The sequence below is a fragment of the Paraburkholderia sp. genome (assembly GCF_050742655.1).
Taxonomy (GTDB): domain Bacteria; phylum Pseudomonadota; class Gammaproteobacteria; order Burkholderiales; family Burkholderiaceae; genus Paraburkholderia.
Genome location: NZ_JBOIGG010000034.1, coordinates 1 through 25,390 on the forward strand (window position 1 = coordinate 1; position 25,390 = coordinate 25,390).

Consider the following 25,390-nt stretch of genomic DNA (forward strand, 5'->3'; position numbering starts at 1 on the left):
CGGTCGTCAACACCGATCACGACGAGCGCTATCGCGATTTCTGGCAGACGTATCACAAGATGATGGCGCGCAAGGGCATCAGCGAGCAGATGGCAAAGCTCGAAATGCGCCGCCGTACGACGCTGATCGGCTCGATGATGGTGAAGAAGGGCGAGGCCGACGGGATGATCTGCGGCACGATCAGCACGACGCATCGTCATCTGCACTTCATCGATCAGGTGATCGGCAAGCGCGACGGCTGCAGCGTGTACGCCGCGATGAACGCATTGGTGCTGCCGGGCCGGCAGATCTTCCTCGTCGACACACACGTGAACGTCGATCCGACGCCCGAGCAGCTCTGCGAAATCACCATGATGGCCGCGGAAGAAGTGCGCCGTTTCGGCATCGAGCCGAAGATCGCGCTGGTGTCGCATTCGAACTTCGGCACGAGCCACGCGCCGTCCGCGCAAAAGATGCGCGACACGCTCGCGTTGCTGCGCGAGCACGCGCCGGACCTGCAAGTGGACGGCGAAATGCATGGCGACGTCGCGCTCGACGCGAACCTGCGCCGCGAAGTGCTGCCGGAATCGACGCTGGAAGGCGACGCGAACCTGCTCGTGCTGCCGAACATCGACTCCGCGAACATTTCGTACAACCTGCTGAAGACCGCGGCCGGCAACAACATCGCGATCGGCCCGATGCTGCTCGGCGCAGCGAAGCCGGTGCACGTGCTGACGGCGTCGGCGACGGTGCGTGCCATCGTCAACATGACGGCGCTGGTCGTCGCCGATGCGGGTGCCGCGTACCCACCCTCCCGCACAACATGACGTGTCAACCGTCGGGAGCAGGCGCTGGTGACCAGCGCATTTCGGCATCGACTTCGCCTGCATGCCCAGTATTTCCCACGACGTCCTGTAAACGGCAGTGCATGTCGGTGTCGTCGGGATTCCTTTGCATTTTACCGTCGGTTACTGCGTGAGATATTTTTCGTAGAGTATCGGGCGATTGAGCGAGTGATGTGGGACGGGCCTGGGCGCGGCTCTTGTGTGCAACATCAGCGAAGGGGCCTAACAGAAAAACATCAGCCGGTTCGCCGGGCAGCTCGCGAATCGCGCGACGCAAAATCCCTGACCGCGCGTCAACTTGCTGCAAACTACGCCACAGGTTTCGACTGGTAACTGACGCGCGCTCCAGCCGTAAGCAAGTGACCGGACCACGTTATACTTTTTTTGCTTTTTTGCCTCCTGTCAGGCGCCAGGGATTACACATGAACGCATTACCCTCCTGTCCGAAATGCAATTCCGGGTTCACGTACGAAGATGCGGGCGTCTACATTTGCCCGGAGTGCGCACATGAATGGTCGGCGCAGGCAACCGTGCCAACCGAAACAGCTGACAGGGTTTATCGCGATTCAGCTGGAAATGTCTTGCAGGATGGAGATACCGTTACTGTCATCAAAGACTTGAAGCTGAAAGGTTCAGCTGGCGTGATCAAGATGGGCACCAAGGTAAAGAATATCAGGCTGGTGGACAGTGACCACGATATCGATTGCAAGATCGATGGCTTTGGCGCCATGAGCCTGAAATCGGAATTCGTCAAGAAGGTGTGACCCGGCGCATGGCGCACGAACTGCGGCTATTAGCTGGGCCGGAAGTTCGCCGGTGTGCGTGACGCCGGTGCTGCGAACTTCTTCTGTCGCGACCCCGTGCGGACATCGACGCGCTCATCCGCAACGACCGCTTTGCGGCTCTGAGCAGACCCTCATGTGCATTCACTTCAACTTAAAAACAATGAGTGACAACAATCGACCGCTGCTTAGTATTTGGTTCTTATTCGGTTCGCGTTGCCAGCGGACACCCTCATAATGCCTTCCACGAATGCGTCCGAGAAACGCCAGCGCATGGCGACAAGTTGATGCCGCGCCGATTGCCAGAAAGATCGATCCAATCAAGCAGTCGCCTTAGTCAAAAAACACTCTTGCCCGGGTCGTGCTTCTCCCCAAGCTATCCAAGCCGAAAGACGATTTGTCCACCCTGTGGAAATCAATCTGATTTAGTGCGATATAGGTGTTTATCCTTATAAGGATAACCCTTAAACTGGTCTCATCGCTGCAGAGTTGATTTCGCGGCTAACAACGTCCCTGCAAGGCTCAACATGCAAACACTCATCAACGCAACCCTCGTCATCGCCGCACTTGTCGCCCCTGCACTCGCACAAGCACAGTCGAACGCGCCCCAGCCCGTTACTCGTGCTAAAGTTCACGCAAGCCTGATACAACTCGAGAAGGCCGGCTACAACCCCTACACGAATGAGTCGCTCTATCCGATTACTCTGCAACGCGCGGAAGCCAAGGCCGCACAGCAGCAGGCGGAGACAAATACAGCGTATGGACCGGCATCGAACGGTACGGTTGAATCTGGAAAGTAATGCGTACCTGCCAGAAGCGCGACGCACAATCTGGAGACGTCGAACGCCGGGACACATCACGAGTGAGGCGGCGCTCGGTCTTTCGTTACGCGCTACAGGTCGTAGCGCGGTTTGCGTTCTAAGCAACCGTATCCAGCGAATTCGATGGTGCATTCACCTCGCCATCCACAACACGCCAGGGCTCCAACGGATTTGATTCCTGCAGTGCGGGCGGGAGCGACGAATCCGGCAAGTCCTGATAGCAGACCGGTCGAATGAAGCGGTCAATCGCCGATGCTCCCACCGACGTGAACATGGAATTTGACGTCGAGGGGAACGGGCCATCGTGAACCACCGCGTGACAGACTTCCACGCCAGTCGGGAAACCATTCACCAATATGCATCCGGCTTTGCGCTCGAGTACCGGTAGCAGTCGCTGCGCATCAGGGTGATCAACTGCGTCGATCTGAAGCGTGACAGTAAGCTGTCCCTCGACATGGTCAGCGACTTTCAGCATTTCATCAAAATCACGCGCACGAACGACAATCGAAGTCGGGCCGAACATTTCATTCTGGAGATCCGGCGAAGCTAGCAGGCGCCGCGCATCGGTAACGTAGAGCACCGCCTCCGCATAGTTCGGCTTTGTTCCAGCAATTTCACTTTGCGCCACCCGGGTCACGCCTTGAACAGAATTCGTCATTTCTGTTCCAGCACGGAAAGCGTCGAAAATACCCGGCGTCAACATCGTCTGCGCTGGCTTGGTTGCGAGCGCTTCTGTCGTTGACTCGATGAACCGTTCGAGGTCTGGTCCTTCGATTGCGATGACAAGTCCGGGGTTTGTGCAGAACTGCCCCGCCCACAAATGCGAGAGAATCGGCGAAGCCCTTACCAATTGCCTCAGCCCGGCTCGCAAGCGCGCCCGGCAAAAGGAAATCGGATTGATACTGCTCATCTCGGCGTACACGGGAATGGGTTCGGGTCGAGCGTTGGCGATGCGAGTTAGCGCCAGCCCGCCTTGTCGGGAGCCGGTGAAGCCACCGCCTTGATGGCTGGATGTGATACCAGCGCTTCGCCCAATTGCCGGCTAGCCCCAAACAGAAGCGAGAAAACACCTTCCGGCAGAGACATCTCTCTGACTGCTTTCTGGATTGCGCGTCCGACGAGTTCCGATGTTCCGAGATGCGCACCGTGTGCCTTCACGATCACGGGCGCACCAGCCGCGAGTGCAGACGCCGTATCGCTTCCTGCAACCGAGAATGCGAGTGGGAAGTTGCTTGCGCCAAACAGTGCGACAGGGCCAAGCGGCATTTTCGCCATGCGAAGGTCCACGCGTGGCACCGGTTGACGTTTGGGCTGAGCGTGATCGATCGTCGCGCTGAGAAACCTCCCGTCGCGCACGACCTTGGCGAAGAGCCGCAACTGATCGACGGTTCGTCCACGCTCACCCTGCAGACGCTGCTTCGGCAAGCCACTCTCCGCATGGGCCCGCTCGATGAGTTCATCGCCAATCTGCAAAATGTTGCTGGCAATCGTTTCGAGAAACGCCGCACGTGTAGCAAGTGGAACGCTCCTGTAAATATCGAAGGCATCTGCGGCCAGTGATACGGCACGCTCCACTTCAACCGTGCCACCCATGCCGAAATCCGGCTCCGGTATTTCCATGTTCGCGGCTGGATTGAACGCGCGTTGCGAACCCTCGGTGCCGCGCACCGCAGCACCGCCGATTAGCATTTGGCCAGTAAGAGGCATAAAGGTATCGTCCTTGTAGATCACTCCGGCAACTCGTTTGTGGTGGCCGCTCACGCAGGTGTTTCGTCGTTGACCTTTGGAGCCCACTCGCGCCGCATCAGGCCAACGGCACTCACTGCCCCTAAAGCCAGGAACACGCAGACGGACACCATGGGAAGCGTATAGCTCCCACCAATATGTAGCAGCCAGCCACACAGGCTGGCGGACACGCCACCAGCAAGACTCGTGGAAACGGTCAACAGCCCGGTGTTCAGACCGATCGCGGGTTTCGGAATCAGCGTCAACTTCGACAGGGCCAGATTGTTTGCAGTGGTCAGCCCTACGAGCGACAGCGAAGCCACGTTCCAGAACAGCGCCATTTCCTGCGACTTCGCATATGCGCCGAACAGGATCGTCATCCCGCCAATCGATCCCGCAACGATAAAAGCCTTGCGAACAACCAATGCATCTCGCCCCCGTGCAATGATGCGATCCGCAGCCCACCCTGCCATTACCGCAACGAACGCAACGCAGATGAAACTCGCAAATGTGTACAAGCCCGATCTCATCAGCGTAAGCCCGCGTTGCTCTACCAGATACGACGGCATCCAGGTCGCGCAATAGAAAACGAAGTAGCTGTAGCTGAACGTCATGATAAATCCGCCCCACACCACGGGACTCACCAACAAATTGCGCAGCGGAACGCTGAGCGCACGACGCTTTGCCGCTGCGAGTTGCTCACGTGAAGGGAAATCATTATTGACAACGATCAGCCAGGGAATGAGCCAGATCATGCCTAGCATCCCTGTAATCACGAACATGGCTTTCCAGGAATAGGCGACGATCAGCCAGGCTGCGGCAGCCGCGCCAATCGCTGGCCCGACCTTACCGCCCATCGAAAAGATACCGGTTGCAGAGCCCTTGCGCGATTCATCAAAGTGGTTCGCAATGTAGCGATAGCTCGCGGGAAGGACAATGGCTTCGCTCGCACCGATGAGCAGACGCACCACGATCAGCGAAGTCAGGCTATCGGACAGACCCGTGGCCGCTGCAGCGAGACACCAGAGCGCAAAACAGATGGCATACGGCCATTTGACGCCATACCGATCGACAACCCATCCCATCGGTAGCTGCAACGCCGCATACGACCAGAAAACCGCAGAACCCAACCATCCTCGCTCAACACTCGAAAGCGCAAATTCGTGGACGAAGCTCTTGTCGGCCAGTGCCGACGACAGACTCGTGCGATCGATAAATGAGATCAACCAGCCTACGGTAAGCAAAACAAGAATAGCCCACGGCCTTTCCGCCGACGAACGACTTAAGCCATTTGCTCCGGTCATCTCAATGTTCCTGTTCATACAAACTCCCAACTCAATGCAACGCTCTTCAATCTGCAAGTCAACGCATCCACCTTTTTTGCATCCACGCTTTTTCAAGGCGTTGCCGACGCTCAGAATGAGTGATTGATACCAACCGCTGCGCCGATCTGATGCGGGATTTTCTGGGTATTCAATGATGCGTTGGTCACGTAGCTTCCGCCATACTTGGTGTAGTCGACTTCGGCGTAAAGCAGGGTCGTCTTGGACAACGCATAAGTGATGCTCCCGATTCCGATACTCCGCTTTCCGCTCTGATTCGGCAAATCGGTAATGTAATATGCCGCGCCCAGACGCACGCTCGGACTCAGGTCATAGGTAGCGCCACCCCAATAGTTGAGCGTTCGGATATCGGCAGTCGGTTGCGTCTGCACCTGGTTATCGTTCATGTATCCGCCAGCAAAACGCACAGGCCCGAACGTCAGCTCAGCACCCAATGTGTAATAGTTGTCCGGTTGATAGGTTTTGGCCGTACCCACCTGAAGCGAACGGTATGCGTAAGCGCCTCCCACTTTCAACCAGTTCCACTTGTACTGCAAACCCACGCTACGCGCCGATGCATCGTTGAACTGCCCGGCGACTCCACCAAACGAGTTGTCTGCGCTAAGCGTCAAGCCACCCACGCTTCCGACATACTTCACGTCGTTGCTTAACCGAAACCCCGCCGATGCACCCGACACCGGAATCAATGTCGGATACAGAAGGTTGAAGGGATCGTAGTCGTACGTGACATCGTGCGCGATCGTAAATTGCCGACCGATGACGACCTTCCCATACGGGCCTCCAACGCCGATATAAGAAGCCCGGTTAAACAACTGGCTGGTTGTGTTGTCCAGCGCACCACTGGCAAGGTAAAAGCCTGTTTCCAGCCTGAAGAAGGTAAACCAGCCCGCGCCCAACTGCTCCGAGCCAATGAAGACCACCCGGTTCGAGCTGTACCATCCTCTGTTGTTCGTTGAATAAGTCGTCCCTGCGCTCGAATCGGTGTACCGGATACCGCCGTCAAGGACACCAGACAGAGTGACACTACCCTGCGCGCGGGCGGCCCCGGCTATCGATCCCAACGCAGTCAGCAAAAGAACTTCTCCGATCGTCTCCACACGCATCATCGTCTCCAATTCAAATTTTATTTTGTAGTACAACTATATTTTCTCGATGCTCGATCCGATCGGGTCAAGCCATCTTCACAGACATCGACATCCGTCGCTCAACCAAGACTTCCAGTCACATCATCGAACAGTTGGTCAACGCTCAATTTGTGGGGAATGATCTGCTGCTCGAAAGCCCAGTCGATGGCGAGCTGAAGGCCTTTCCGATTTGCTTCCAGCCCGATTGGCGGAAATATGTCTGGCAAACCCTCCGCCTGCTCGCGACTCTCGACGATCATTCGGTATACATCTCGCACGATTTCCGGGTGCCGTTTCGAGAGGTCCTCACGCACGACGAACATATGGTTGATGGGTACCACGTTCTCTCGCGCGAACCAGTCTTTCGCCGCGATCTGAGCATCTGGAATGAGCGTACGCACACGCGCATCCTTCGGCATGTCCGGTGCTCCGAGCAGAGCAGCAGCCAGTTCGCCGTCGAGCATTCGCTGAGCGATCGAGGTGCCTCTTGGCAGACGTTCGCAATACGCCGGTTCGACATACTCGGCGAGATGCCCGTCTTCGAGTGTCGTCCACGTCACCTTGTCGAGATCCACCTCGTATTCATGCCTCAGGATTCCGCGAACCCACAGGCCAGTGGTCTGCGCGTACGAACGCACGCCGACCTTCTTGCCCTCGATATCTTTCGGATGAAGTTCTCCAAACGCCGAGTTGTACACCGCGCAATGGTGCTGCAACCGACCGAGAATCGGTGCTGGTAGCAACACATAGGGCTTACCGAACGCCTTCGCCTGAAGGAAAGTCACGATCGCCAATTCACCGGCGTCGAACGCGTTCTCGCACAACATCGCCTTGAAGCCGTTGTGCGCGGGTGACGGACCGCAATAATCCAGCTTGACGATATCCGACGTCACCCCACCATCTCTCATCGCTCGCGTGACGGGATGATTGTCCAGATTCACCCGCAAGGTCGGCGGTTTGGCTTGGGTCGTCGACATATCAATAGCCGGCCATTTCGCGTGTTTCATTGACGATGCCGTAACTACGCGACGGCGCCGACATCAGGAATCGATACCCTTCCTGCAGGACTCGCTGGTGATTCTTCGCCGTCACATGCGGATGCCCCACCATTACGCCGTGTTTGCGACAAGTCTCGACGATCTTGCTCATTGCGCCGAGTACTTCGGGATGCTCGTACTGACGCGCATAGCCAAGCTGCTGGGTCAAGTCGCCTTCACCGATCAGGATAAAGCCGATGCCCGGCACATTCGCGAGGATGTCGTCGAGATTCTCGATCGCCTCCACGCTTTCGCACATCAGGCCAACGAGAATCTCACCGTGCGGCGCCAGCGGCCATACGTCGGCCTTTGCATAGTAGTCAGCCATACTCAAGCCCCAGTAGCGTGCGGCTGTGCCTGGACCATCCCCCCTGACGCCCTTCGGCTCGTACAGCAGTGCATTCTTCGGCCTTGCATAACGGCACGATGCCACTGCGTTGTATGCCTGCTCGACGGTCGATACATGAGGCCACACGACGCCATAACAGCCGCGATCGAGAACCTGCTTGGCGAATGCCTGGTTCATTTCAACGCCGTTAGAGGGAATCCGCGCGATCGGTGTCACACGTGGCGTGATCGATCCGGAAGCGGCAATCTCCTTCCGATTCAACATGTATTGAAGCGCATCGCCGAGCGCCGAGACGTCATACGGATTGTGTTCCATCTCGAACACGATGCCGTCATAAGGCGCGTCGCTCATTTCGATGGCCGTTTGCTTGTCGAGTTTGGCGAAGGCGGTCAGTGCCGGCTTGCCCGATTCGAAAGCACGGATGATGCTGTTCAGGCGCGCATCACTCATGAAAGGTTCTCCTGATTCTGGTTGCAGTCCAGGCGCGCGGCACACCGCGCGACATGGCATCAAAGAAGGGTGGGGTACAGACGTTGTGCAGTTTTTCCGAGTATCCAATCCTGATCTTCGGCACTGAGACTTCCGAGGCTCGTGCGCATGACGCCGAGAATCTCAGCGAGCGTTCCAGGCGAGGTCGGAAAATTGGACCCCCATGCGAGCCGCTGTGCGCCAAATGTCTCCACGAGTTTCGGGAAGAACGTCTCCGGCGTAGCCAACCCGCTTCTCGCGTCTTCACAGTTTTTCGGCGTCAGCTTCAGATAGATGTTCGCGAAAGACGCAAGCTCAAAAAAACTCTCCGCATTGCTGTACGGCGCACCATCCTTGAGGTCGGGACGCGCCATGTGATCGATCACGATCGCAACGTCCGGAAACCGCCTCGCGAGCGCTTTGACCTGGGGCAGTCCCACAACGCCTGTGGTGATGCACATCGGCAACTTCAGTTCAGCACAGAGTCCCCAGGCAGGAAACGAATGCGGGTCCTCCAGAACACTGGGATCGAACGCTTTCGTGCTGCCACCGGTGAATAGCCGCAGCCCGACGAGCCCGCGCTCGATCCACCGGCGTATCGTTGCGGGCGCATCCGGTTGCAGAACATCGACAGAACCGACTGCGACGAGCCGCTCTGGATATTTCGCGCATCCCTCCACGACGTAGCGGTTGTCAAAACCGTAGGTCGTCGATGAATGCACCACCGCGGCCCTGGCGATTCCCGCCTGATCCATGGCTTCGATCAGCGTTTCCGCCGTGGTCGGACGCTCCTTCGACCACTCCGAGCGCTTACCGAATAAAGGCGTCGGCGGGTAACGAGTTTCGTCGTCGGAAATGATGTGCGGGTGAATATCTATAACTTGAGTCATAGCACTTCCGTTTCATTTGCCCTGGGCTTTCAGGCGCCGATCCAGGCGCGGATAAACACGACGCACGTTCCCCTCGAAAATCTTGAAGCGATCTTCGTCGGTCAATGCTTCGCAAGCATCGAGATAGCGCTTCGTGTCGTCGAAGTATTGCCCTGTAGCGGGGTCCTTCCCGCGCACCGCGCCAATCATCTCCGAGCCGAACAGCACGTTTCCCGCCGGAATGACTTTGGTCAGCAGTTCGACCCCCGGCTGGTGATACACGCAAGAGTCGAAGAAAATATTGTTGAGCAGGCCTTCGAGCGGGCGCTCCCGCATTTCCAGCGACATCCCCCGATAACGCCCCCAGTGATAAGGCACTGCGCCGCCACCGTGCGGAATGACGATGCGCAACGAAGGGAAATCCGTGAACAGATCGGATTGCAGTATCTGCATGAATACCGAAGTATCGGCGTTTAGATAGTGCGCGCCTGTACCGTGAAAGCAGGGATTGCATGACGCTGCCACGTGGATCATCGCCGGCACGTCGAGATCGACGAGCGCTTCGTAAAGCGGATACCACTCACGATCGGTCACGGGCTTGCCGGTCCAGTAACCGCCGCTGGGATCAGGGTTCAGGTTACAGCCCACGAAGCCAAGTTCCTCGACGCATCGACGCAACTCCGCAACCGAATTGCCCGGCACTACACCCGGCGATTGCGGTAACTGGCAAACCGGCGCGAAATTGTCCGGATAGAGTTCCGTCACACGATGAACGAGATCGTTTGAAAGTTCGGCCCATTCGATGCTGGTGCGCTCGTTGCCCAGATGATGGCTCATCAGACCCGCGATCGGCGAGAACAAAGTGAGGTCGCTGCCGCGCTCGCGTTGCAACTTGAGTTGACCATTGCCAATGGCCTCACGAATCTCGTCATCGCTAACAAAGGCGGCATCGCGCGACGGTGCGTTGGCCGGATCGTTCGCATGTTCGACCTGCTTCGCGCGCCAGTTCTTAAACGATGCAGGCACAGTCGTAAAGTGGCCGTGGCAATCGATGATCATGTTGTCTTCCTTGGTTCGCCTAACGGGAACGCTGGGCGAAAAATCTATCAAAATCCGAACAGTTCTGCGGGATTATCAACCAGCACGCGCTTCAGAATCGCCTCGTCAGGAACGTAGCGATAAAGCAATTCGAGCAGATCGGCATCATTCGGCGGTTGTTTGGGCGACACCGGATGCGGCCAGTCCGTTCCATAGATGCATCGATTCGAGGCGGCTTCCACCAGTTTGTGCGCGATCGGCAGCACGTCGTCCCATGGACGGCCTGCCTTCGTGATCTTCTCGCCAAGTGAAAGCATCGTCCACGTGTTGCCCTCGGAGAGCATTTCGAGGACAACCTTGAGCGACGGATCAGCGTCACCGGCTTCCGGATTCGGGCGTCCCATGTGGTCGATCACGAGCGGAACGCTCAAGTGACGGAACGGCTCGATCGTCGATGCAATGCCGCCTGGCTCCGGTTGCACTCTCACATACCAGCCAAGTTCTTTCACACGTGCCAAGGCACGTTCGATGTCTTTGGCATCCATCGAAGGCCCAAGGCCTGCGCGTGAGAAGCGCGCACCGTGCACCCCTGCATCATGCAGTTTTGCGATGTATGCGTCATCGCGCTCCTTCAGTACGACGGCATTCGCACAGCCGCGATAGTTCGGGCCGGCCGCCGCCAGTCCGTCGAGCACGATCTGATGATCGGCGCCATACGTCGTTGCCTGCACGATCACACCGCGCGTAAAGCCAAGGATGGAATGAAGGCGCAGCGCCACGTCGATCGTCGCATTCGGCATTTCGTACGCGGCGCCGGGCAGTACCGGGTAACGTTCGGAAGGACCGAATACGTGAAACTGACTGTCACACGCCAGCGGCGGCGGCATTTTCGACGGAGTGCGCGGGTCGGGATCGAACGGAAGATAATCGGCCATGACAAGAATTCCCAAATCGTCCAGCTAAGTTAACGGGGCAACACGGCCGTCACATCGCATTGCACGAGCGACGGACCTTCCGCAGTCAACGGCAACGCGTGACGCGCGGGCCGATCGTCATGGTCGGGGAAGAGCTTGAGCCATTCGTCATTCACAGGCTGGCGCTGCGAGGGATCGCGCAACCAGACCGTCATCTTGATGATATCGACAGGCGTTCCTCCGGCCGCTTCGACGATCGCGCGCACGTGACCGAACATGTTCGCGCATTGCGCTTCGAACGTGGCGGGCATATCGCCCGTCGCCGGATCGACGCCGAGAACGACGCCCGACATCAGAAGTCCGTCGATCACGCACGCGTTCGGAATCGGATTCTTGTGTTTGAATCCAGCCAGATAAATGCTTTTACGACGAGCCATTATTCTTCCCCCTCGTCAAACGAAACGGCACGAGATCGAGCCGCATGGACCGTAGTCTGCATGGATCACGTCTCCTGCTTTCACATCGATCATTCGCGTGAACGAACCTGCGAGCACGATCTCGCCAGCGGCAAGACTTTCGCCATACCCCGAAAGGCGATTGGCGAGCCATGCCACGCCCAGCGCCGGATGCCCGAGTACACCGGCTGCAACACCGGTTTCCGTGATTCGCCCGTTGCAATACAACAGAGCGGAAATCCAGCGCAGATCGAAGTCGTGAACACGGAACGGGCGCGCGCCCAGCACGAGCGCCGCATTGGCCGCGTTATCGGAGATCGTGTCCATGACTTTGCGACCCTTGCCCGTTGCCGGATCGACGCGATGCAAGCGGGCGTCGAGGATTTCCAGCGCCGGGACGACATATCGCGTGGCGTCGAGTACATCGAGCAACGTGCAGTCCGGACCGGACAGCGGCTTGCCGAGAATGAATGCCAGTTCGACTTCGATGCGCGGCGAGCGGAAACGCGACGTATCGATCGAAGCGCCGTCGTACTCCACCATGTCGTCGAGCAACACGCCAAAATCGGGCTCATCGATGCCGACTGCGTCCTGCATGGCTTTCGAAGTCAGGCCAATCTTGTGGCCCACGACCTTCCGCCCATTCTCGCGTTTGATGCGCATCCATTCGGCCTGGATGGCATACGCGTCTTCGATCGTGATGTTCGGATGTGCGATCGAGAAAATATCGACGGGTTCGCGGCTACGCTCTCCGTCTTCGAGAGATTGCGCGAGACGATGGATCAATTCGGGTGCGAACATGTCAGGCCTCCTGGGCAATGCCGTTGCGCAGCGTACCGATGGTTTGCGACTCGATTTCCACGATGTCGCCCGGCGCGAGCCAGGCCGGCGGATTCTGGCGCCATCCGGTACCGGTCGGCGTGCCCGTCAGAATCATGTCGCCTGGCTTGAGCGTCGCAAACGTGCTGAGATATTCGATCAACGCATCGAACGGGAACATCAGGCGCGCGGTGGTATCTTCCTGGCGCAGTTCGCCATTCACGCGCGTGCGAATGGCGTGTTCGGCGCGCGGATCGCATTCGTCGGCGGTCACGATCCACGGGCCGAGACTGCCCGAGGAGTCGAAGTTCTTGCCCTGCGTGACGTTGAATTTGCCGTGCTTGAGCCAGTCGCGCACCGAACCTTCGTTGGCGAGCGTCATGCCTGCAATGTGCTCGAACGCGCGCTCACGCGGAATATGTCGCCCTGCCTTGCCGATCACCAGGACGAGTTCGCCTTCGTAATCGAGTTGTTCAGATACGCGCGGGCGAATCAGCGGTTGGTCGTGACCGACAAAGGAGCCGACGTTACGCACGAAAAGACTCGGATAACGCGGCAAGTCGGAGTTGTCTTTGTACTCCTCGTTACGCTCTTTGTAGTTCACGCCAATGCACCAGATCTTTTCCGGCGCAGTGAGCGGCGTGAGCAGTTGAACATTGTCGAGCGACAGATGCGCTGCCTCGGCTGCATCGATTTCGCGACGTGCGAGCGCAAGCGCATCCGGCGCGGCAAGCAGCGCGTCGAGCGTCGAGACGCCCTTCAGTTCAGCGATGCCGTCGTCGAGCAGCACGCCGATACGAGGCATGGCGTCGCCGGTGCGCAAGGTGAAGCGAAGCAGTTTCATAACCAGTTCCTGAGAGTCGAAGAAATAAATAACCCGTTCTAATGACGATGGCCGATATGCGAAAGCGACCCGTCGTTCGCGATCGGCTTGCTGTTCGACGCCGCTGCCTCTGCGCCGGCCGTGAGACGGCGTCCGCGCGTCTCGGGCAACGCGAAAGACAAGATGAGGAAGACGGTGGCTGCCGGCAGCGCGATCAGCATTCCGCGCGGCAGGCTGTGATTGAAAAAGGTGGAAGCCACTGGCACGAGAATCGGCGCCAAACTGCCAGCAGCGCGGCCGAACATATAGATGGTCGATACCGCAGTAGCACGCACTTCGATCGGATACAGTTCGGAAAGCCATGCGCCGACCACGCCGAGTGCGCTGCTGCCCATTGCAAAGACGATCGGCAGCCAGAAGATCGGCCACTTCAATATGAACCGGCATAACGCGCATCGGGCGCAACGAACAGAATGCCGAGAGCGATCAGCCAGCACACATCTGGCACGATGGCGCCGACGCGGCGGCCCAGCCGGTCGTTGAGCCAACCCATTGCGATGTAGCTAATGCTGCCGACAAATACCGCCGTCACGGTCGCCGTCCGCACCACGTCGACTGGAGTGTCGAGTACCTTTAGCATCAGGCTCGGCACGAATATGACGATTGCGTAGTAGCAGAACATGTAGGCTGTGAGCCATAGCGCAGCAGCAATCGAGATGAAGCGCAGGCGGCCGCTGAACATGCCAGCGAAAGTGTTGCCGCGTGGCTCCGACAAGCCAGCCCGTCGCGTGCGATCGTATTGCTGCCATGCACGCGACTCAGGCATACAGAATCGGATCAGCACGGCAAGAATGACCGGTGCTCCGCCGGTTAGCAGACCGATACGCCACCCCCAGTCGACGCTGAAAGTGCCGACTGCCCAGAGCCCCACTACCGACGCGCCCGCTGCCGCGATCGTCGCCGAACCCTGGATGAGCGCCGTGTCCAGGCCGCGCCGTTGCGGGTTCCATGTTCCGTTGAAGAGCACCATGCCCGCTCCCCATTCGCCTCCCAGCCCGATTCCGACGATCAGTCGCAGGACGACAAGGGAAAGGAAATTCCATGCAAACGCGGAACCGACCGAGGCGAGCGCGAAGACGACCAGAGTCCATTGCAGTGCAGATTTGCGACCGATCCGGTCACCGAGCCAACCGAACGCGCCGCCGCCGATAACCGACCCGATGAGCGTCATAGTGGTGATGCTGGCGACTTCGCCAAGTTCGATGTGCATCGAACGCTGGATCGACGGCATAAGGTACGGCATGATCAGCACGTCGTATAGATCGAGTGCGAAGCCCAGCATGCAGGACACGATGATGGCCAGCCGTTGCGCGGGCGCGTACAAGGCGGTGGCGGTGGCGGTGTCATTCATGCGGGTCTCCTCCGACGCAGCCGTGAATGTCGCGATCGGCCACCCTTGCGGCGGCTTGTCACGCTTCAACTTTGCTTGCGTCAATCAATGTGACTTCATGATTCCATGGAGGGGAATCGTGAGCCACAGCGAAACCGCTTGAATGTCCACTCTGTGGATTTTTTTGCGCCGAAGCGCGGACGATCAGCCGTCCGTCGTTCGTCAGCGTGAGCGGGAGCGAGCCGGGCGTTGCATCTCCGTCAAACGCTTCGTGATGAACGCGGCCTTGCTGCGCATGGCTTTGACGATGCGCGGTAATTCCGGCTCGGCGAGCCGCTCGGCCATCGCCGCGACGGCGATGACGGCGATCGCTTCACCGTCTGCATCGAGCACTGGGATGGACAGTGCCCGGGTACCCTTCAGGACGCCGTCGCCTGAGTACGCATAGCCGTTGCGCCGCGCGGCATCGATCCGCGCGCGGATTGTTTCCATGGTCGGCGCCTCGGCAGGCAACCGCCCCGCATTCATACTGCAGATGTGGTCCGCCTCCTCGGGCTGCAGCGTCGCAAGTAGCATCACGCCTGCAATGCTGACGCCGAGCGGACGCCGCATGCCAACGTCGATGGCAAGAACTTTGATCGGATACGAGCCGGTCTTTCGATCGATGGCCACCGAATCCCAGCCCGCGCGAATCGTGAGGAATGTCGTGTCGCCCAGTTCATTCGCCAACTCCGTGAGATAGGGATCGGCCGCGGTGCGCACTGGAAAATGCGCGGGCCGGCTCAACCCCAGCAGGCTGATTTCTGGCCCTACGCGATAACGCCGTGTAGCGGGGTCCTGTTCGCCGACGCCCTCGGCAATCAACGTCTGCAAAATACGATGCACAGTGGGATGGCTCAGCCCCGAATAGGCGACGACTTCGGTGAGTCGTACACCGTGCTCACCGCCTAGCGCGAGGATGCGTAACACCTGGAACGCGCGGGAAATCACGCGCACGCTGCCAGGCTCTTCATCCGTTGTCTTTGCGTTGACGGAGGGGGCGTCGTTGTTGGTGGTTTGGCGCGATGGTCGCTTCAAGATTCGTGTCCGTCTGGTGATGGCAGTCGCACGACGGCGATGCTTTGCCCTCGAACCCGGCATCTCGCGAGGCAGGCTTCGCATGCTGCCGGACATATCAGAAAAATTTCCGCTGGCTGGACATTATCGTGCGGAAAAGTTCTTGGCAAGGCTCGTGTCGCGCTCACCGGGGGGCGAACACAAGATAATCAGGCTAGTACGTCCACGCCGTTCGCGCTCTGTTTTGCGCCTGGAACGCGTCGGTCGCTCACACGTCTGGTTTACGAGGATGAGCATGAATCTCCCAACGAATACTTTTAAACGCGCCCTTTCAGAAGGCACACCGCAATTTGGTCTTTGGGCAGCATTTGCCGACCCATATGTCACGGAATCGCTAGCGGCAGTGGGCTTCGATTGGCTTCTGGTCGACAACGAGCACGCACCCAACGATCTGCGGAGCACACTCGCGCAGTTGCAGGCGGTGGCACCGTATCGCTCTCATCCCGTAGTGCGTCCAGTGCGCAGCGACACGGCCATCATCAAGCAGATGCTGGACATTGGAGCGCAGACCTTGCTGTTGCCGATGATCGATACGGTCGAGCAGGCACGCGAGGCTGTTGCAGCGACACGGTACCCGCCACTCGGCGTGCGTGGCGTGGGGGCGGCGCTTGCTCGGGCGTCGCGCTGGAATCGCGTTCCTGGCTATCTGGAACATGCTGGGGATGAACTTTGCGTGCTGGTTCAGGTAGAGACGATCACTGGGCTGAGTCATCTCGCCGCGATCGCGGACGTTGAAGGCGTTGACGGTGTGTTTTTCGGTCCAGCAGACCTGAGTGCTTCTATGGGACTGTTAGGTAAAGGAGGTGCCGAACCGGTCCGAGAGGCGATTCGTAACGGCATCGATGTGGTCAGGCGAGCCGGCAAGGCGGCTGGCGTGCTCGCGCCTGACGAGGCCTATGCGAGGGAGTATCTGGCAGCCGGCGCAACGTTCGTCGCTGTAGGCACGGACGTTAGCCTCCTTAGCATGGCGGCGCACAAACTACTGACGAGTTACAGCGGTAATGTCGACGTAAAGGAGAAGAGCGGAACCGGCGGATACTAGTTGTCATCCGGCGCTACCGCGAGCTGCATGGTGTGCGAACGCCTGCATTCGGAGTATTGATTCGAAGTCAACTTGATAACGGCCGCTTTGTGTCAGGAGCGGTCGTTAACAATATTCCCATCAAAGGCCGTTTATGGCCGACCTCTGCCTGTCGCCGATCGGCGACACACGACCCAGAGCGCTCCTTTGGTTTTCTGGGCAGCAGATATCTTCGGATTACTTTCGATACTCACTTACCTGACTGAGTCAGGTGGTGTGGCGAACCGAGTTCCGCTGCAGTCTGCCAGACATCAAGTAGATTGAGCGGAAACGATCGGTGGCGACTTGCCGAAAGGAAAACGGCGGCCTCGGGTGTCAGCGACCGTCCATATGTGCTTTAGCCTATTCAACGGCAAACGTGCATACCTCCTCGCGAGTGCGAAATGATCGAGAACGCCGAATGTTTCGCGCTTACCGTTCCGGTGCATGATGATGGCTGATGCTGCGTAGCTCGGCGTGGAAATTGAGGCAAGAGGCACGATCGCCGATGTCTTGTACTCCGCAGGATCAGCGTGTATGGCATGTTGCTCCCTATCATCGCCAGGCGAGCTATCCGTTTCGAAATAATGATACTGGCCGGCCAGACGCTCACAAACGGCATCGCTAGGCCTGCATTGCCAGGGCACCCCATGTTACGCCAGCACCTACGGCATGCATCAACACCTTGTCACCGCGACGGATCCGGCCGTCCCGACAAGCCTGATCCAGGGCGATGGGGATGGAAGCAGCAGACGTGTTGCCATGCTCACGGATGGTGGAGACCACGCGATCCGCAGGGATGCCCAGTTTGCGCGCCGTGGCTTCCATGATCCGGATGTTCGCCTGATGGGGCACCACCCACTTAAAGTCTGACATCTCCAGCCCGCACTGCGCTCCGACCTCCTGGCTCACCGCCTCGAGCGCACCGACCGCCAGTTTGAACACGGCCGGCCCATCCATACGTACAAACGGGTCGCCCAGCACACCTCCATCCGCAATCCTGCCGGACACCTTGAGGATTTCCGCGTGCTGTCCGTCAGCATGCAAAGCCGCCCCGAGTATCCCCGGTTCCTCGGACGATCTCAGAATCACGGCGCCCGCCCCATCGCCAAACAGGACGCAGGAACTGCGATCCTCGAAATCAAGGAGTCTCGAAAAAGTCTCCGCTCCGATGACGAGTGCCGTCTTGACGGACGTGGCCCGTATCAATGCGTCTGCAACCGTGAGGGCATAGATGAAGCCACCGCAGACCGCCTGAATGTCGAAAGCCGCACAGCCGTTTCGTATTCCGAGTTTCCGCTGGACGAGGCAGGCGGTAGCCGGAAAGACCGCATCAGGTGTCGTGGTGGCTACAACAATCAGGTCGATGGCATCCGCGCCGATTTCTGCTGCAGACAGGGCGCGAGACGCGGCCGCTGCGGCGAGATCACTCGTTTGCGTCTGTCCGTCAGCAAACCGTCGGGACTGGATGCCGCTGCGCGAAAAGATCCAGTCATCACTCGTTTCGATGCCCTTACTGGCAAGTCGGGACACCAGATCCGCGTTCGAAATAACGTTCGGGGGCAGAAAACTACCTGTTCCGGCAATACGTGCGAATGACATGATTAACCCCGATCAGAATGTGAGGGGAGGCTCGCCGGCGCCAGGAAGATCCTGAGCGCGCCCCCTGTATAAGCTCCGCCAAGGGCGGTGAGCAGCCGTTTTCGCCGTAACTTGCGCTGCCGGTTTCGTGACTGATCCGGCACATATCCAGATGTCTTCTGGCCGATTGCGGATGGGCGAGGCCGCTACAGGCACAAATCGATGAGGTGCGCTCCAAAGGTTTCCCTATTCTCTTTGTCAATCAACGCGGTGACGGGACACCTCTGGATGTCAGGCGGGTCAAAAGCGCATCATATGATAATATAATTCACATCGTCCGCCGCCTCTCCGTCGGGGCGATGCGTGACCCGAAGGGTAGCCGTCCTGTCACAGGTCAATGTTCCCAACGACATGATCTGCCAGCCCGTTCGTGCGGGCTGGAACCGGGGTGTGTGAGGAACGGCGATCAGGTGCGAAGGCGTCGTCGAAAAGAATTTCGCCGTGCGGCCGGCGAGTAGAAGAACGAAACAGGAACGTCCTCCAGGCAGATGCATGGACCACTCGCGCGCGTCCTTCGACGCCTATATGAATTTTCTCGCCGGACCATCGGCAAATGGTGTGCCGGTAGTGCTGGAAACCCAGCATGGTCTTTCGCTGCACTTCGATCTGCTGGCTACGCAGAGTTTCATGTCGCGGCTTGACCCCGACAAGCTGGTGCTGGGTTACACACGGACCATGATGGGGTTTCTGCTGCTGCGGTCGGCGCCCGTCCGAATCTCCATGATCGGCCTGGGCGGTGGGTCGCTTGCGAAGTACTGCTACCGACATCTCCCGGATACCAAAGTTGTCGTTGTCGAAATTGACCCGGCCGTAATCGCGCTGCGTGACGCATTTCATATTCCACCTGATAGCGAGCGATTCGAAGTGGTCTGTGCGGATGGGGCGGAATACGTCAAAGGTCACGATGCGCGCCCGGACGTGATTCTGGTGGACGGCTTTCTGGCTCACGGTATGCCTGCGCAACTAGGTAACGCCGCTTTTTACTCGGCTTGCCGTGCGCGGCTTGCAGACGATGGAATACTGGTCGCCAACTTCGTCGCCGACGATCCTCATATTCCATACTACCTGGAAGAGGTGCGATCAGTGTTCGAGAAATCGCTTTCCATTTTCATGGCCGAGGACAGTTGCAACTACACGCTGTTTGCCTGGAAGGGTGCACCAGGGCTTCCCTCCCGGGATACGCTGCTCGCGCGCGCAAGCGACCTGACAACGACACATCCCCTGAACCTGCGCGCAGCCGCGCGTCGCCTGAAGCAGGGTGCGAAGCTCGCTTCGGATTGGGCATCCGGGCAGAAACCGGCTGGTTGCCGAAACGACTGAGTGACACCAGGTCTGTGCAACCGGATCGGAAGCGCTGCACGCGCGGCCGCAGACATGGGGACGCGGGCGGAGAGGCGCTATATGGCCTGGTGCGAGTCCCGTGAGGAATCGGACGATCCGCCAGGCACTACTGGGAACATCCTCCGGGGGGCGTTGACGAGTGAGCAGCGCACTCATTGCGCCGTGGACGTGCCGGAAGCAAAGTTGCGCTGGCAGCATCGGGTGCACGCGGCATGCCAGGGCTGTGCCGCACAGCAAAGGATGCAACCTGGAAGAGCAAGAATCCGGCTACATTCCGGCAGTGGGCGGGCGACGACGCCGCGCGCGCGGGATCACATCACTGACCTGAAACAGCTATAGGTCACGCAGTTTTTCGACGAGGACGCGCGCCGATGACGTTCTTCGTCCGGTAGGTGACACCGTGCTGCTCAAGGTATCCGCGAACCAGCTGTCGCACCACCTGTGAGGGCGTCAGATCCTGCGCTGCGCACAGCTGCTCGAACGCCTCCTTCTTCACAGGGTCGATCAGAATCGTGAGTCGGGCGCTTTTCGTTTCCATGGTGGGAGCGACATCCAGATATGTTAATCGGATTATAATACATCGCACGAACCGGGTCATCAGCGTGACGCCACAGGCGCACAACGCGCCGTCAATTCCTGAATCGCTCCCCAAGCGCAGCCCATGAGAGGCTGAGAAGCATTTCGGGCGTCAGGCGGCTGCCCGGCGCTAGCGTACCGCCCTGGCACGCAGGTAGTTCTGGCCAGCCGGGGTAATCGACACGGCACCCCGCCCGTTCGCTGGGACCGAGACAAGTCCCGCGCTACGCAGTTCCTGCGCGACCGACCAGTTCAGGGCGGGCGCGTCGCGCCCATACCGCTGTCCAGCCAGACGCTCAAGCGCCCAGATGGCTGCATGGGTCAAGGTGCTGCTTTCGTTATCGCTTCCTGCTGTCATCATGTTTCCTCGATCGTGCGTCTGTTCAAAAATGCGGGATCGCTCTGGTGTCGTGGTTGACGCATCGCAGACGAAGACGTCTCAACACGCCTGCCCATAGCGATTCCAGTTAAACCGCTTGCCGTACTCAATCCGGGTGGCCGTCGCATGAAGATTCACCGCGTGTCGAGGCCCGAGTTCGCGCGCCCGGTCGAGCATCGTCGTGAAGGACGGAAGCTCTTCCGTTCCTTTCCAGGCAAAAACCGTGACGTTGTGCTCGCTGCCTTCCGATGGCGCCAGAGTCACCGCGTTGGCGAAGACCTCCCTCAGCGCGCGCAGGTAGCGATGGAAGCCCGGTTCGTCCGTCACCAGATTGGCCACCAGCACGCCGTCATCACTTAACCGGCGACGACAGGCTTCGTAGAACGTCCGGCTACCCAGCTCGGCGGGCAGACCATCGGCGTTGAAACCGTCGACCAGCAGCACGTCGGGCCGGTAATCTGGAGCGGTGACGTATTGCGCACCATCCGCACAAACCACCCTGAAGCGATCATCGTCGCGCGGTACGTAAAACTGGTTACGCAACGCGATTACCTCCGGATTGATTTCGATCGCGGTAATGGCGGTGTCCGGCAAATGGCGGTAACAGTACTTCGCCAGCGACCCGCCACCCAGACCGATCATCGAAATGCGTCGCGGGAATGGCTGGAACAGCAGGAAACCCATCATGGTCCGCGTGTAACCCAGTGCAAGGGCATAGGGATCGCGCCTCAACATCGTGCTTTGTACCCCGCGCGCATCAAAGTACAGGGAAACCACCTGATCATTCTCGATGACCAGCGGCTTGCAGGCTTTCTTCGTTCTTTTCATGTATGTGATCGAGAGCGGGTCGGTGCGGGGGGCGATCGGCAGGCGCGCGCGCTGTCTTTCGCCTCGGCCGGTCAACAGGATTCCTGCGTACGCAGGATGGCCGAAAGCGCTTCAATCGCAGCGATTTCGTCGGGGCCTGTCGCCAGAATGCGCATGGGCGTACCAGGACTGGCCCGAAGGGACATGACCGACATGACGTTCTTGGCGTTGACCGACCGACCGTTCGCCATACAGACGATGTCACTCGCAAAACGCGCAGCACTAACCGCAAGCCTTGCCGACTCGTGCCCGTTTAAACCCCATCGCCCGCCAACCTGAATCAATGCCTCGACCAATCTGACTTCCCTTTGTACGTAACCAGTGACACCGGGCTCCATGGCCCTGGGTAGTCGCACTCAGTGCATCGCGCTCGCAACGACCTGGGCAAAGAAAGCACGCAGCAACGGGTCCCACATTTCGTCCCGCAGCGCAATTTCGGCCGTGTTGAGCCACCGTAGATCCCGATCCAGATACACCGCGCGAAGCGATTTCGGATGTGGTGGACCGACAAAGAACTGGCCATCGTCGTCAAGAAACAGACATGGCCTTTGTCTGTATCGAGCTCCGAACAGCGAGGTCGCGTCCTGAACATGCCGGGCCGATTCCTTCTGGTAGACGAAGATGACATTGACCCCGCATCCCTCCAGACGGTCGCAGATATCAGAAAACCGGTACAGCATCTGGAATCCACGTTCGCCCGCCCTGCCCACACCGATGACGACCAGTCCGCGGTAACCCATCACGTCCCTCAGATACCGGTGCGTGTAGTCGTGAGACAGCAGCGGAACACTTGCATTGATCACGTTCGACCTCCCTGACGCGCCGGAGCATACACCTCGCTTCACGCACGCCCGGCGTGCAACATGATCAACGGGATTCTTGCCCATAGCCGCCATATTATTACCATAACAACCCAAGTCAATGATAATTTCATTATCATGTTTTGATTCGACTCATTCTGGAGAGGCGCCAGCAGGTCTGTTTGCCGGCCCTGCCACGCGCATGTGAGCGACCCTGGAGGTTGTGGGTCGCGCTGCAATGAGTAGCGGACCCCGGAGTCGCAGCGTGCGGAAGCATGTGGGCGGCAATAATCGAGGTGACTCGCTTCGAGTGAGCTGACGGCGCATACCAGGCCGGACCCCTCTTCTGCCGCGCGGCTTGTACCCGATGCCTAACGATCAAGCCGATAGACCTGCGCGCGCAGATCGTCGATAAGAGGAACGATGGCCAGCACAATCAGCACGCCCGCAAGAGGCACCGTCGAAGCGTATCCAATGTGCTTGAATCCTATCGCTCCTGTCACGCCACCGACGAAGAACATGGCCAGCATCATCCCGTGAACTTTCAGCTTCGTCCGATTCGCCAGCACAAACGGCTCTGCGAAGTCGACACGGGACGAATTCCAGTAAAAAAGCTTGCCGAGCTCGATGCTGATATCTGTCACGATGCCGGTCATGTGGGTGGTACGGATTTCCGCGCCCGACAGCTTGGTGATCATCGCGTTCTGCAACCCCATGATGAAGCACAGCAGCACGACCGTTGCGGGCACGAACAGGGCCTCCCACAGCGCCAGATGGCTACCGAGCAGCCCGAAACACAGGAGCAGAAGCGCTTCGATCAGCAGCGGCGAAGCGTATTGACTGTTCAGCCTCCGCCTCCGCCCCCAGTTGACAAGCACCGCGGAACAGGCTGCACCCAGCATGAACGAAATCAGCGATCCGGCGCCCGCCAGGACCAGTGAGAGGTCGCCCAGCGCTGTCTGGTCGGCAATTGCCGATACCACGCCACTCATATGGGACGTGTATTGCCTCACCGCGAGGAAACCGCCAGCGTTGGTTGCGCCAGCGACAAACGCGAGCGAGAAGCCAAGCTGCCTGTCGGCTCCAGTACTGCGATCCTTTCCGGTCAAGGTCCGGAAATAGTGTGCGGGCATCAGGTATCGACTCGTGTGTTGGTCCGTCCGGGCGCGCTTCGACAAAAGCTGGCGCCGACTCCGCAGGCAGGGTTTGTACCTCACGTGCAGGTTGAAGCCCATATCCGCAATGCCACGAACGAACGCGGCACGTTCTCCGCGCATGACGACGGATCATCACGCGTGGAATCGGATCAATAACTCTGCTAGGATGATAACGAAATTATCATGATCTGGTAACTTGATGCTCCCGGAGAAACCTCCAGGAGGTCAGTGACGCGCAGGGATGCCGTATGCGCACTCGGAAGCAACAATGCATGGGCGGTTCGTGGCGGTGGCGGGGCAAAGTCCGGCAACCGTCAGATGCCGATCGCCTGGCGCGCCGTATTGAGGAGAAGTGTCATGCCGTTTGACGGCTCTCTTGAGGAGCACCGGTTAGCTGGCGCCTCGTTGCGTAACGGGATGCACAAGCGTGTGCGGCTCGTCACGTCCGCGTTCGCCAACGAGCGGTGCTGTGCACTCGGGCGCTGGATTCATGAAAATGGCGCCCGGTGGGACAACGCTCCCGAGCTTCAGCAACTGAAGCTGGCGCACGCAAGCTTCCATACCGTCGCGCTGGTGATCGCCATTTCCATCACGCAAGGGCGTCTCGCTGAAGCGGCTGTCATGCTCGAGCCGGACGCTCTGTTCGATAGCGCGACGCGCGCGCTCGCACACGCGGTGTCACGGTTCGAAAGGTGCCCGGACCTGGGTCCATCGCCCGCTTGCACGTCTGTATCGCAGGGTCCATTGACGTTCAGGTTGACACGACAGCCCGGTCGCTGCATGAATCCGGTTCGCGGCACCTGATCTTCGCAGTTTCAGGAGAACATTGACTTGTCGGCCGATCACAATCAGTTCAGACATGCTCTGGCGGAGCGATGGGGCAAGATTTTCGGGGAGCCTGTGATACGCGAGGGGCTGCGTACGCGGTCACTGTGTTTCGACACCTTCGACATACAGAGCTCGATGCGCATGAGTGATCCGCTCGAGCTCGATCTGTCGTATACCCGGGCCATGATGTCGTTCCAGCTCTTCCACTCCGATCCTAGGGATATCCTGATCGTGGGACTGGGCGGAGGATCACTGTCCAAATACTGCTTTCACAAGTTCCCGTTGGCACGGGTGACCACGGTTGAAATCGACGAGAGAGTAATCGCGTTACGCGAGTGGTTTGTCATTCCGCCTGATTCGGAAAGATTCCAGATCGTGCACGCCGATGCAGCGGAATATCTACCGGACAGGGTCGGTGTCGCGGATGTGATCCTGCTCGACGGTTTCGACGCATTTGGCCTGCCTGCCAGCCTGTCGAGCCAGTCCTTTTACGACTGCTGCCATGCCGCGCTGCGTGACGGAGGCGTCCTCGTGGCCAACCTGCTGAACAGCGACTCACAGCTCGCCACTTACCTCAGCCGGATACGTCGTGCGTGCGACGGAAAACTGTTCCGCACCGTGGCGCGACGCGAAGGCAATACGATTGCCATCGGTGTCAAGCAGGGGACCGTACCGGGATGGCGCGACCTCTATGACCGCGCCGAAGCCATCACGGCGGCGATGGGTCTCGACCTGTGCCGGTATGTCAAAAAAATGGAACGTCAGCACCGGGTAGAGCCGGTCTCGGGATACCCTTCGTCCGGCACACTGGCCGTTCAGCAGGACTGACGGCACCGGAGACGCC

At 58.9% G+C, this 25,390-nt stretch carries 26 protein-coding genes and 1 pseudogene; 7 read left to right on the top strand and 20 right to left on the bottom strand.

Annotation, left to right across the window (positions count from 1 at the left end; all coding sequences use genetic code 11):
• The 3 genes from ACREXZ_RS29360 to ACREXZ_RS29370 all read left to right on the top strand — a co-directional run.
• Positions 1-806 (top strand): phosphate acyltransferase (locus tag ACREXZ_RS29360; protein ID WP_431767644.1); only part of this gene is annotated, 806 nt, incomplete at its 5' end.
• Positions 807-1,246: 440 nt separating this feature from the next.
• Positions 1,247-1,588, top strand: a complete 342-nt coding sequence (locus ACREXZ_RS29365) for a zinc ribbon domain-containing protein YjdM (RefSeq protein WP_431767645.1) — start codon at positions 1,247-1,249, stop codon at positions 1,586-1,588.
• 545 nt (positions 1,589-2,133) lie between these two features.
• A complete protein-coding gene (locus tag ACREXZ_RS29370; RefSeq protein WP_431767646.1) occupies positions 2,134-2,406 on the top strand; it encodes a DUF4148 domain-containing protein in 273 nt (90 codons plus the stop codon).
• Between the two features lie 118 nt (positions 2,407-2,524).
• On the opposite strand, the pseudogene ACREXZ_RS29375 reads toward ACREXZ_RS29370, so the two are convergent.
• From ACREXZ_RS29375 to ACREXZ_RS29435, 13 genes and pseudogenes are all read right to left on the bottom strand, one after another.
• Positions 2,525-4,134 (bottom strand): annotated as a pseudogene (locus ACREXZ_RS29375) (aldehyde dehydrogenase (NADP(+))).
• Between the two features lie 50 nt (positions 4,135-4,184).
• Entirely contained in the window at positions 4,185-5,474 is a 1,290-nt protein-coding gene (locus ACREXZ_RS29380; RefSeq protein WP_431767647.1) for an MFS transporter, read from the bottom strand.
• A gap of 92 nt (positions 5,475-5,566) precedes the next feature.
• Positions 5,567-6,634, bottom strand: coding sequence for a porin (locus tag ACREXZ_RS29385; protein WP_431767648.1), 1,068 nt, complete (start codon positions 6,632-6,634; stop codon positions 5,567-5,569).
• A 65-nt stretch (positions 6,635-6,699) separates the two neighbouring features.
• Entirely contained in the window at positions 6,700-7,626 is a 927-nt protein-coding gene (locus ACREXZ_RS29390) for a phosphate ABC transporter substrate-binding protein (protein WP_431767649.1), read from the bottom strand.
• A complete protein-coding gene (locus ACREXZ_RS29395) occupies positions 7,598-8,455 on the bottom strand; it encodes an HpcH/HpaI aldolase family protein (protein ID WP_431767677.1) in 858 nt (285 codons plus the stop codon). The genes ACREXZ_RS29390 and ACREXZ_RS29395 overlap by 29 nt, the downstream gene beginning before the upstream one ends.
• A 59-nt stretch (positions 8,456-8,514) precedes the next feature.
• Complete coding sequence (locus ACREXZ_RS29400) at positions 8,515-9,363, bottom strand: amidohydrolase family protein (protein WP_431767650.1); 849 nt, start codon at positions 9,361-9,363, stop codon at positions 8,515-8,517.
• 12 nt (positions 9,364-9,375) lie between these two features.
• On the bottom strand, positions 9,376-10,401 hold the full coding sequence (locus ACREXZ_RS29405; protein WP_431767651.1) for an amidohydrolase family protein: 1,026 nt from the start codon (positions 10,399-10,401) through the stop codon (positions 9,376-9,378).
• 47 nt (positions 10,402-10,448) lie between these two features.
• Positions 10,449-11,315, bottom strand: coding sequence for an amidohydrolase family protein (locus ACREXZ_RS29410; RefSeq protein WP_431767652.1), 867 nt, complete (start codon positions 11,313-11,315; stop codon positions 10,449-10,451).
• 29 nt (positions 11,316-11,344) lie between these two features.
• Positions 11,345-11,731 carry a RidA family protein gene (locus ACREXZ_RS29415; RefSeq protein WP_431767653.1) on the bottom strand — a complete coding sequence of 129 codons (387 nt, stop codon included), beginning with the start codon at positions 11,729-11,731 and terminating at the stop codon, positions 11,345-11,347.
• 15 nt (positions 11,732-11,746) lie between these two features.
• Positions 11,747-12,550, bottom strand: coding sequence for a 2-oxo-hept-4-ene-1,7-dioate hydratase (gene hpaH / locus ACREXZ_RS29420; RefSeq protein WP_431767654.1), 804 nt, complete (start codon positions 12,548-12,550; stop codon positions 11,747-11,749).
• Position 12,551: 1 nt separating this feature from the next.
• The gene (locus ACREXZ_RS29425; RefSeq protein ID WP_431767655.1) at positions 12,552-13,838 is read right to left on the bottom strand and encodes a fumarylacetoacetate hydrolase family protein; all 1,287 of its coding nucleotides are present in this window, start codon (positions 13,836-13,838) and stop codon (positions 12,552-12,554) included.
• Positions 13,822-14,802, bottom strand: coding sequence for an MFS transporter (locus tag ACREXZ_RS29430; RefSeq protein ID WP_431767656.1), 981 nt, complete (start codon positions 14,800-14,802; stop codon positions 13,822-13,824). Before ACREXZ_RS29430 ends, ACREXZ_RS29425 begins: the two co-directional genes overlap by 17 nt.
• 201 nt (positions 14,803-15,003) lie before the next feature.
• Positions 15,004-15,858, bottom strand: a complete 855-nt coding sequence (locus tag ACREXZ_RS29435; RefSeq protein WP_431767657.1) for an IclR family transcriptional regulator — start codon at positions 15,856-15,858, stop codon at positions 15,004-15,006.
• Between the two features lie 274 nt (positions 15,859-16,132).
• Between ACREXZ_RS29435 and ACREXZ_RS29440 the strand changes: the two genes are divergently transcribed.
• Positions 16,133-16,939, top strand: coding sequence for an aldolase/citrate lyase family protein (locus ACREXZ_RS29440; RefSeq protein ID WP_431767658.1), 807 nt, complete (start codon positions 16,133-16,135; stop codon positions 16,937-16,939).
• A gap of 642 nt (positions 16,940-17,581) precedes the next feature.
• Here the strand turns inward: ACREXZ_RS29440 and ACREXZ_RS29445 are convergent.
• Complete coding sequence (locus ACREXZ_RS29445) at positions 17,582-18,559, bottom strand: beta-ketoacyl-ACP synthase III (RefSeq protein WP_431767659.1); 978 nt, start codon at positions 18,557-18,559, stop codon at positions 17,582-17,584.
• A gap of 531 nt (positions 18,560-19,090) precedes the next feature.
• On the opposite strand from ACREXZ_RS29445, the gene ACREXZ_RS29450 reads away from it, so the two are divergent.
• Positions 19,091-19,918: a fused MFS/spermidine synthase gene (locus ACREXZ_RS29450; protein ID WP_431767660.1), complete on the top strand. Its 828-nt coding sequence runs from the start codon at positions 19,091-19,093 to the stop codon at positions 19,916-19,918.
• A 361-nt stretch (positions 19,919-20,279) separates the two neighbouring features.
• Here the strand turns inward: ACREXZ_RS29450 and ACREXZ_RS29455 are convergent, their stop codons facing one another.
• The 6 genes from ACREXZ_RS29455 to ACREXZ_RS29480 all read right to left on the bottom strand — a co-directional run bounded on the left by ACREXZ_RS29455 (position 20,280) and on the right by ACREXZ_RS29480 (position 23,694).
• Positions 20,280-20,477, bottom strand: coding sequence for a CopG family transcriptional regulator (locus tag ACREXZ_RS29455; RefSeq protein WP_431767661.1), 198 nt, complete (start codon positions 20,475-20,477; stop codon positions 20,280-20,282).
• 168 nt (positions 20,478-20,645) lie between these two features.
• Positions 20,646-20,873, bottom strand: a complete 228-nt coding sequence (locus tag ACREXZ_RS29460) for a hypothetical protein (protein ID WP_431767678.1) — start codon at positions 20,871-20,873, stop codon at positions 20,646-20,648.
• Between the two features lie 81 nt (positions 20,874-20,954).
• Positions 20,955-21,722, bottom strand: coding sequence for a fused MFS/spermidine synthase (locus ACREXZ_RS29465; protein WP_431767662.1), 768 nt, complete (start codon positions 21,720-21,722; stop codon positions 20,955-20,957).
• 71 nt (positions 21,723-21,793) lie between these two features.
• Positions 21,794-22,057, bottom strand: a complete 264-nt coding sequence (locus ACREXZ_RS29470) for an HPr family phosphocarrier protein (RefSeq protein WP_431767663.1) — start codon at positions 22,055-22,057, stop codon at positions 21,794-21,796.
• Positions 22,058-22,117: 60 nt separating this feature from the next.
• Positions 22,118-22,564: a hypothetical protein gene (locus ACREXZ_RS29475; protein ID WP_431767664.1), complete on the bottom strand. Its 447-nt coding sequence runs from the start codon at positions 22,562-22,564 to the stop codon at positions 22,118-22,120.
• Between the two features lie 368 nt (positions 22,565-22,932).
• Positions 22,933-23,694, bottom strand: coding sequence for a YoaK family protein (locus ACREXZ_RS29480; RefSeq protein WP_431767665.1), 762 nt, complete (start codon positions 23,692-23,694; stop codon positions 22,933-22,935).
• Positions 23,695-24,075: 381 nt separating this feature from the next.
• On the opposite strand from ACREXZ_RS29480, the gene ACREXZ_RS29485 reads away from it, so the two are divergent.
• A complete protein-coding gene (locus ACREXZ_RS29485) occupies positions 24,076-24,522 on the top strand; it encodes a CZB domain-containing protein (RefSeq protein WP_431767666.1) in 447 nt (148 codons plus the stop codon).
• Between the two features lie 165 nt (positions 24,523-24,687).
• Positions 24,688-25,374 carry a spermidine synthase gene (locus ACREXZ_RS29490; RefSeq protein WP_431767667.1) on the top strand — a complete coding sequence of 229 codons (687 nt, stop codon included), beginning with the start codon at positions 24,688-24,690 and terminating at the stop codon, positions 25,372-25,374.
• Positions 25,375-25,390: the final 16 nt, after the last annotated feature.

Coding starts and splice junctions, on each gene's coding strand:
- ACREXZ_RS29365 (WP_431767645.1), top strand. CDS start 1,247: ATGAACGCATTACCCTCCTGTCCGAAATGCAATTCCGGGTTCACGTAC.
- ACREXZ_RS29370 (WP_431767646.1), top strand. CDS start 2,134: ATGCAAACACTCATCAACGCAACCCTCGTCATCGCCGCACTTGTCGCC.
- ACREXZ_RS29380 (WP_431767647.1), bottom strand. CDS start 5,474: ATGAACAGGAACATTGAGATGACCGGAGCAAATGGCTTAAGTCGTTCG.
- ACREXZ_RS29390 (WP_431767649.1), bottom strand. CDS start 7,626: ATGAAACACGCGAAATGGCCGGCTATTGATATGTCGACGACCCAAGCC.
- ACREXZ_RS29395 (WP_431767677.1), bottom strand. CDS start 8,455: ATGAGTGATGCGCGCCTGAACAGCATCATCCGTGCTTTCGAATCGGGC.
- ACREXZ_RS29400 (WP_431767650.1), bottom strand. CDS start 9,363: ATGACTCAAGTTATAGATATTCACCCGCACATCATTTCCGACGACGAA.
- ACREXZ_RS29405 (WP_431767651.1), bottom strand. CDS start 10,401: ATGATCATCGATTGCCACGGCCACTTTACGACTGTGCCTGCATCGTTT.
- ACREXZ_RS29410 (WP_431767652.1), bottom strand. CDS start 11,315: ATGGCCGATTATCTTCCGTTCGATCCCGACCCGCGCACTCCGTCGAAA.
- ACREXZ_RS29415 (WP_431767653.1), bottom strand. CDS start 11,731: ATGGCTCGTCGTAAAAGCATTTATCTGGCTGGATTCAAACACAAGAAT.
- hpaH (WP_431767654.1), bottom strand. CDS start 12,550: ATGTTCGCACCCGAATTGATCCATCGTCTCGCGCAATCTCTCGAAGAC.
- ACREXZ_RS29425 (WP_431767655.1), bottom strand. CDS start 13,838: ATGCCGGTTCATATTGAAGTGGCCGATCTTCTGGCTGCCGATCGTCTT.
- ACREXZ_RS29430 (WP_431767656.1), bottom strand. CDS start 14,802: ATGAATGACACCGCCACCGCCACCGCCTTGTACGCGCCCGCGCAACGG.
- ACREXZ_RS29440 (WP_431767658.1), top strand. CDS start 16,133: ATGAATCTCCCAACGAATACTTTTAAACGCGCCCTTTCAGAAGGCACA.
- ACREXZ_RS29445 (WP_431767659.1), bottom strand. CDS start 18,559: ATGTCATTCGCACGTATTGCCGGAACAGGTAGTTTTCTGCCCCCGAAC.
- ACREXZ_RS29450 (WP_431767660.1), top strand. CDS start 19,091: ATGGACCACTCGCGCGCGTCCTTCGACGCCTATATGAATTTTCTCGCC.
- ACREXZ_RS29455 (WP_431767661.1), bottom strand. CDS start 20,477: ATGGAAACGAAAAGCGCCCGACTCACGATTCTGATCGACCCTGTGAAG.
- ACREXZ_RS29460 (WP_431767678.1), bottom strand. CDS start 20,873: ATGACAGCAGGAAGCGATAACGAAAGCAGCACCTTGACCCATGCAGCC.
- ACREXZ_RS29465 (WP_431767662.1), bottom strand. CDS start 21,722: ATGAAAAGAACGAAGAAAGCCTGCAAGCCGCTGGTCATCGAGAATGAT.
- ACREXZ_RS29480 (WP_431767665.1), bottom strand. CDS start 23,694: ATGCCCGCACACTATTTCCGGACCTTGACCGGAAAGGATCGCAGTACT.
- ACREXZ_RS29485 (WP_431767666.1), top strand. CDS start 24,076: ATGCCGTTTGACGGCTCTCTTGAGGAGCACCGGTTAGCTGGCGCCTCG.
- ACREXZ_RS29490 (WP_431767667.1), top strand. CDS start 24,688: ATGAGTGATCCGCTCGAGCTCGATCTGTCGTATACCCGGGCCATGATG.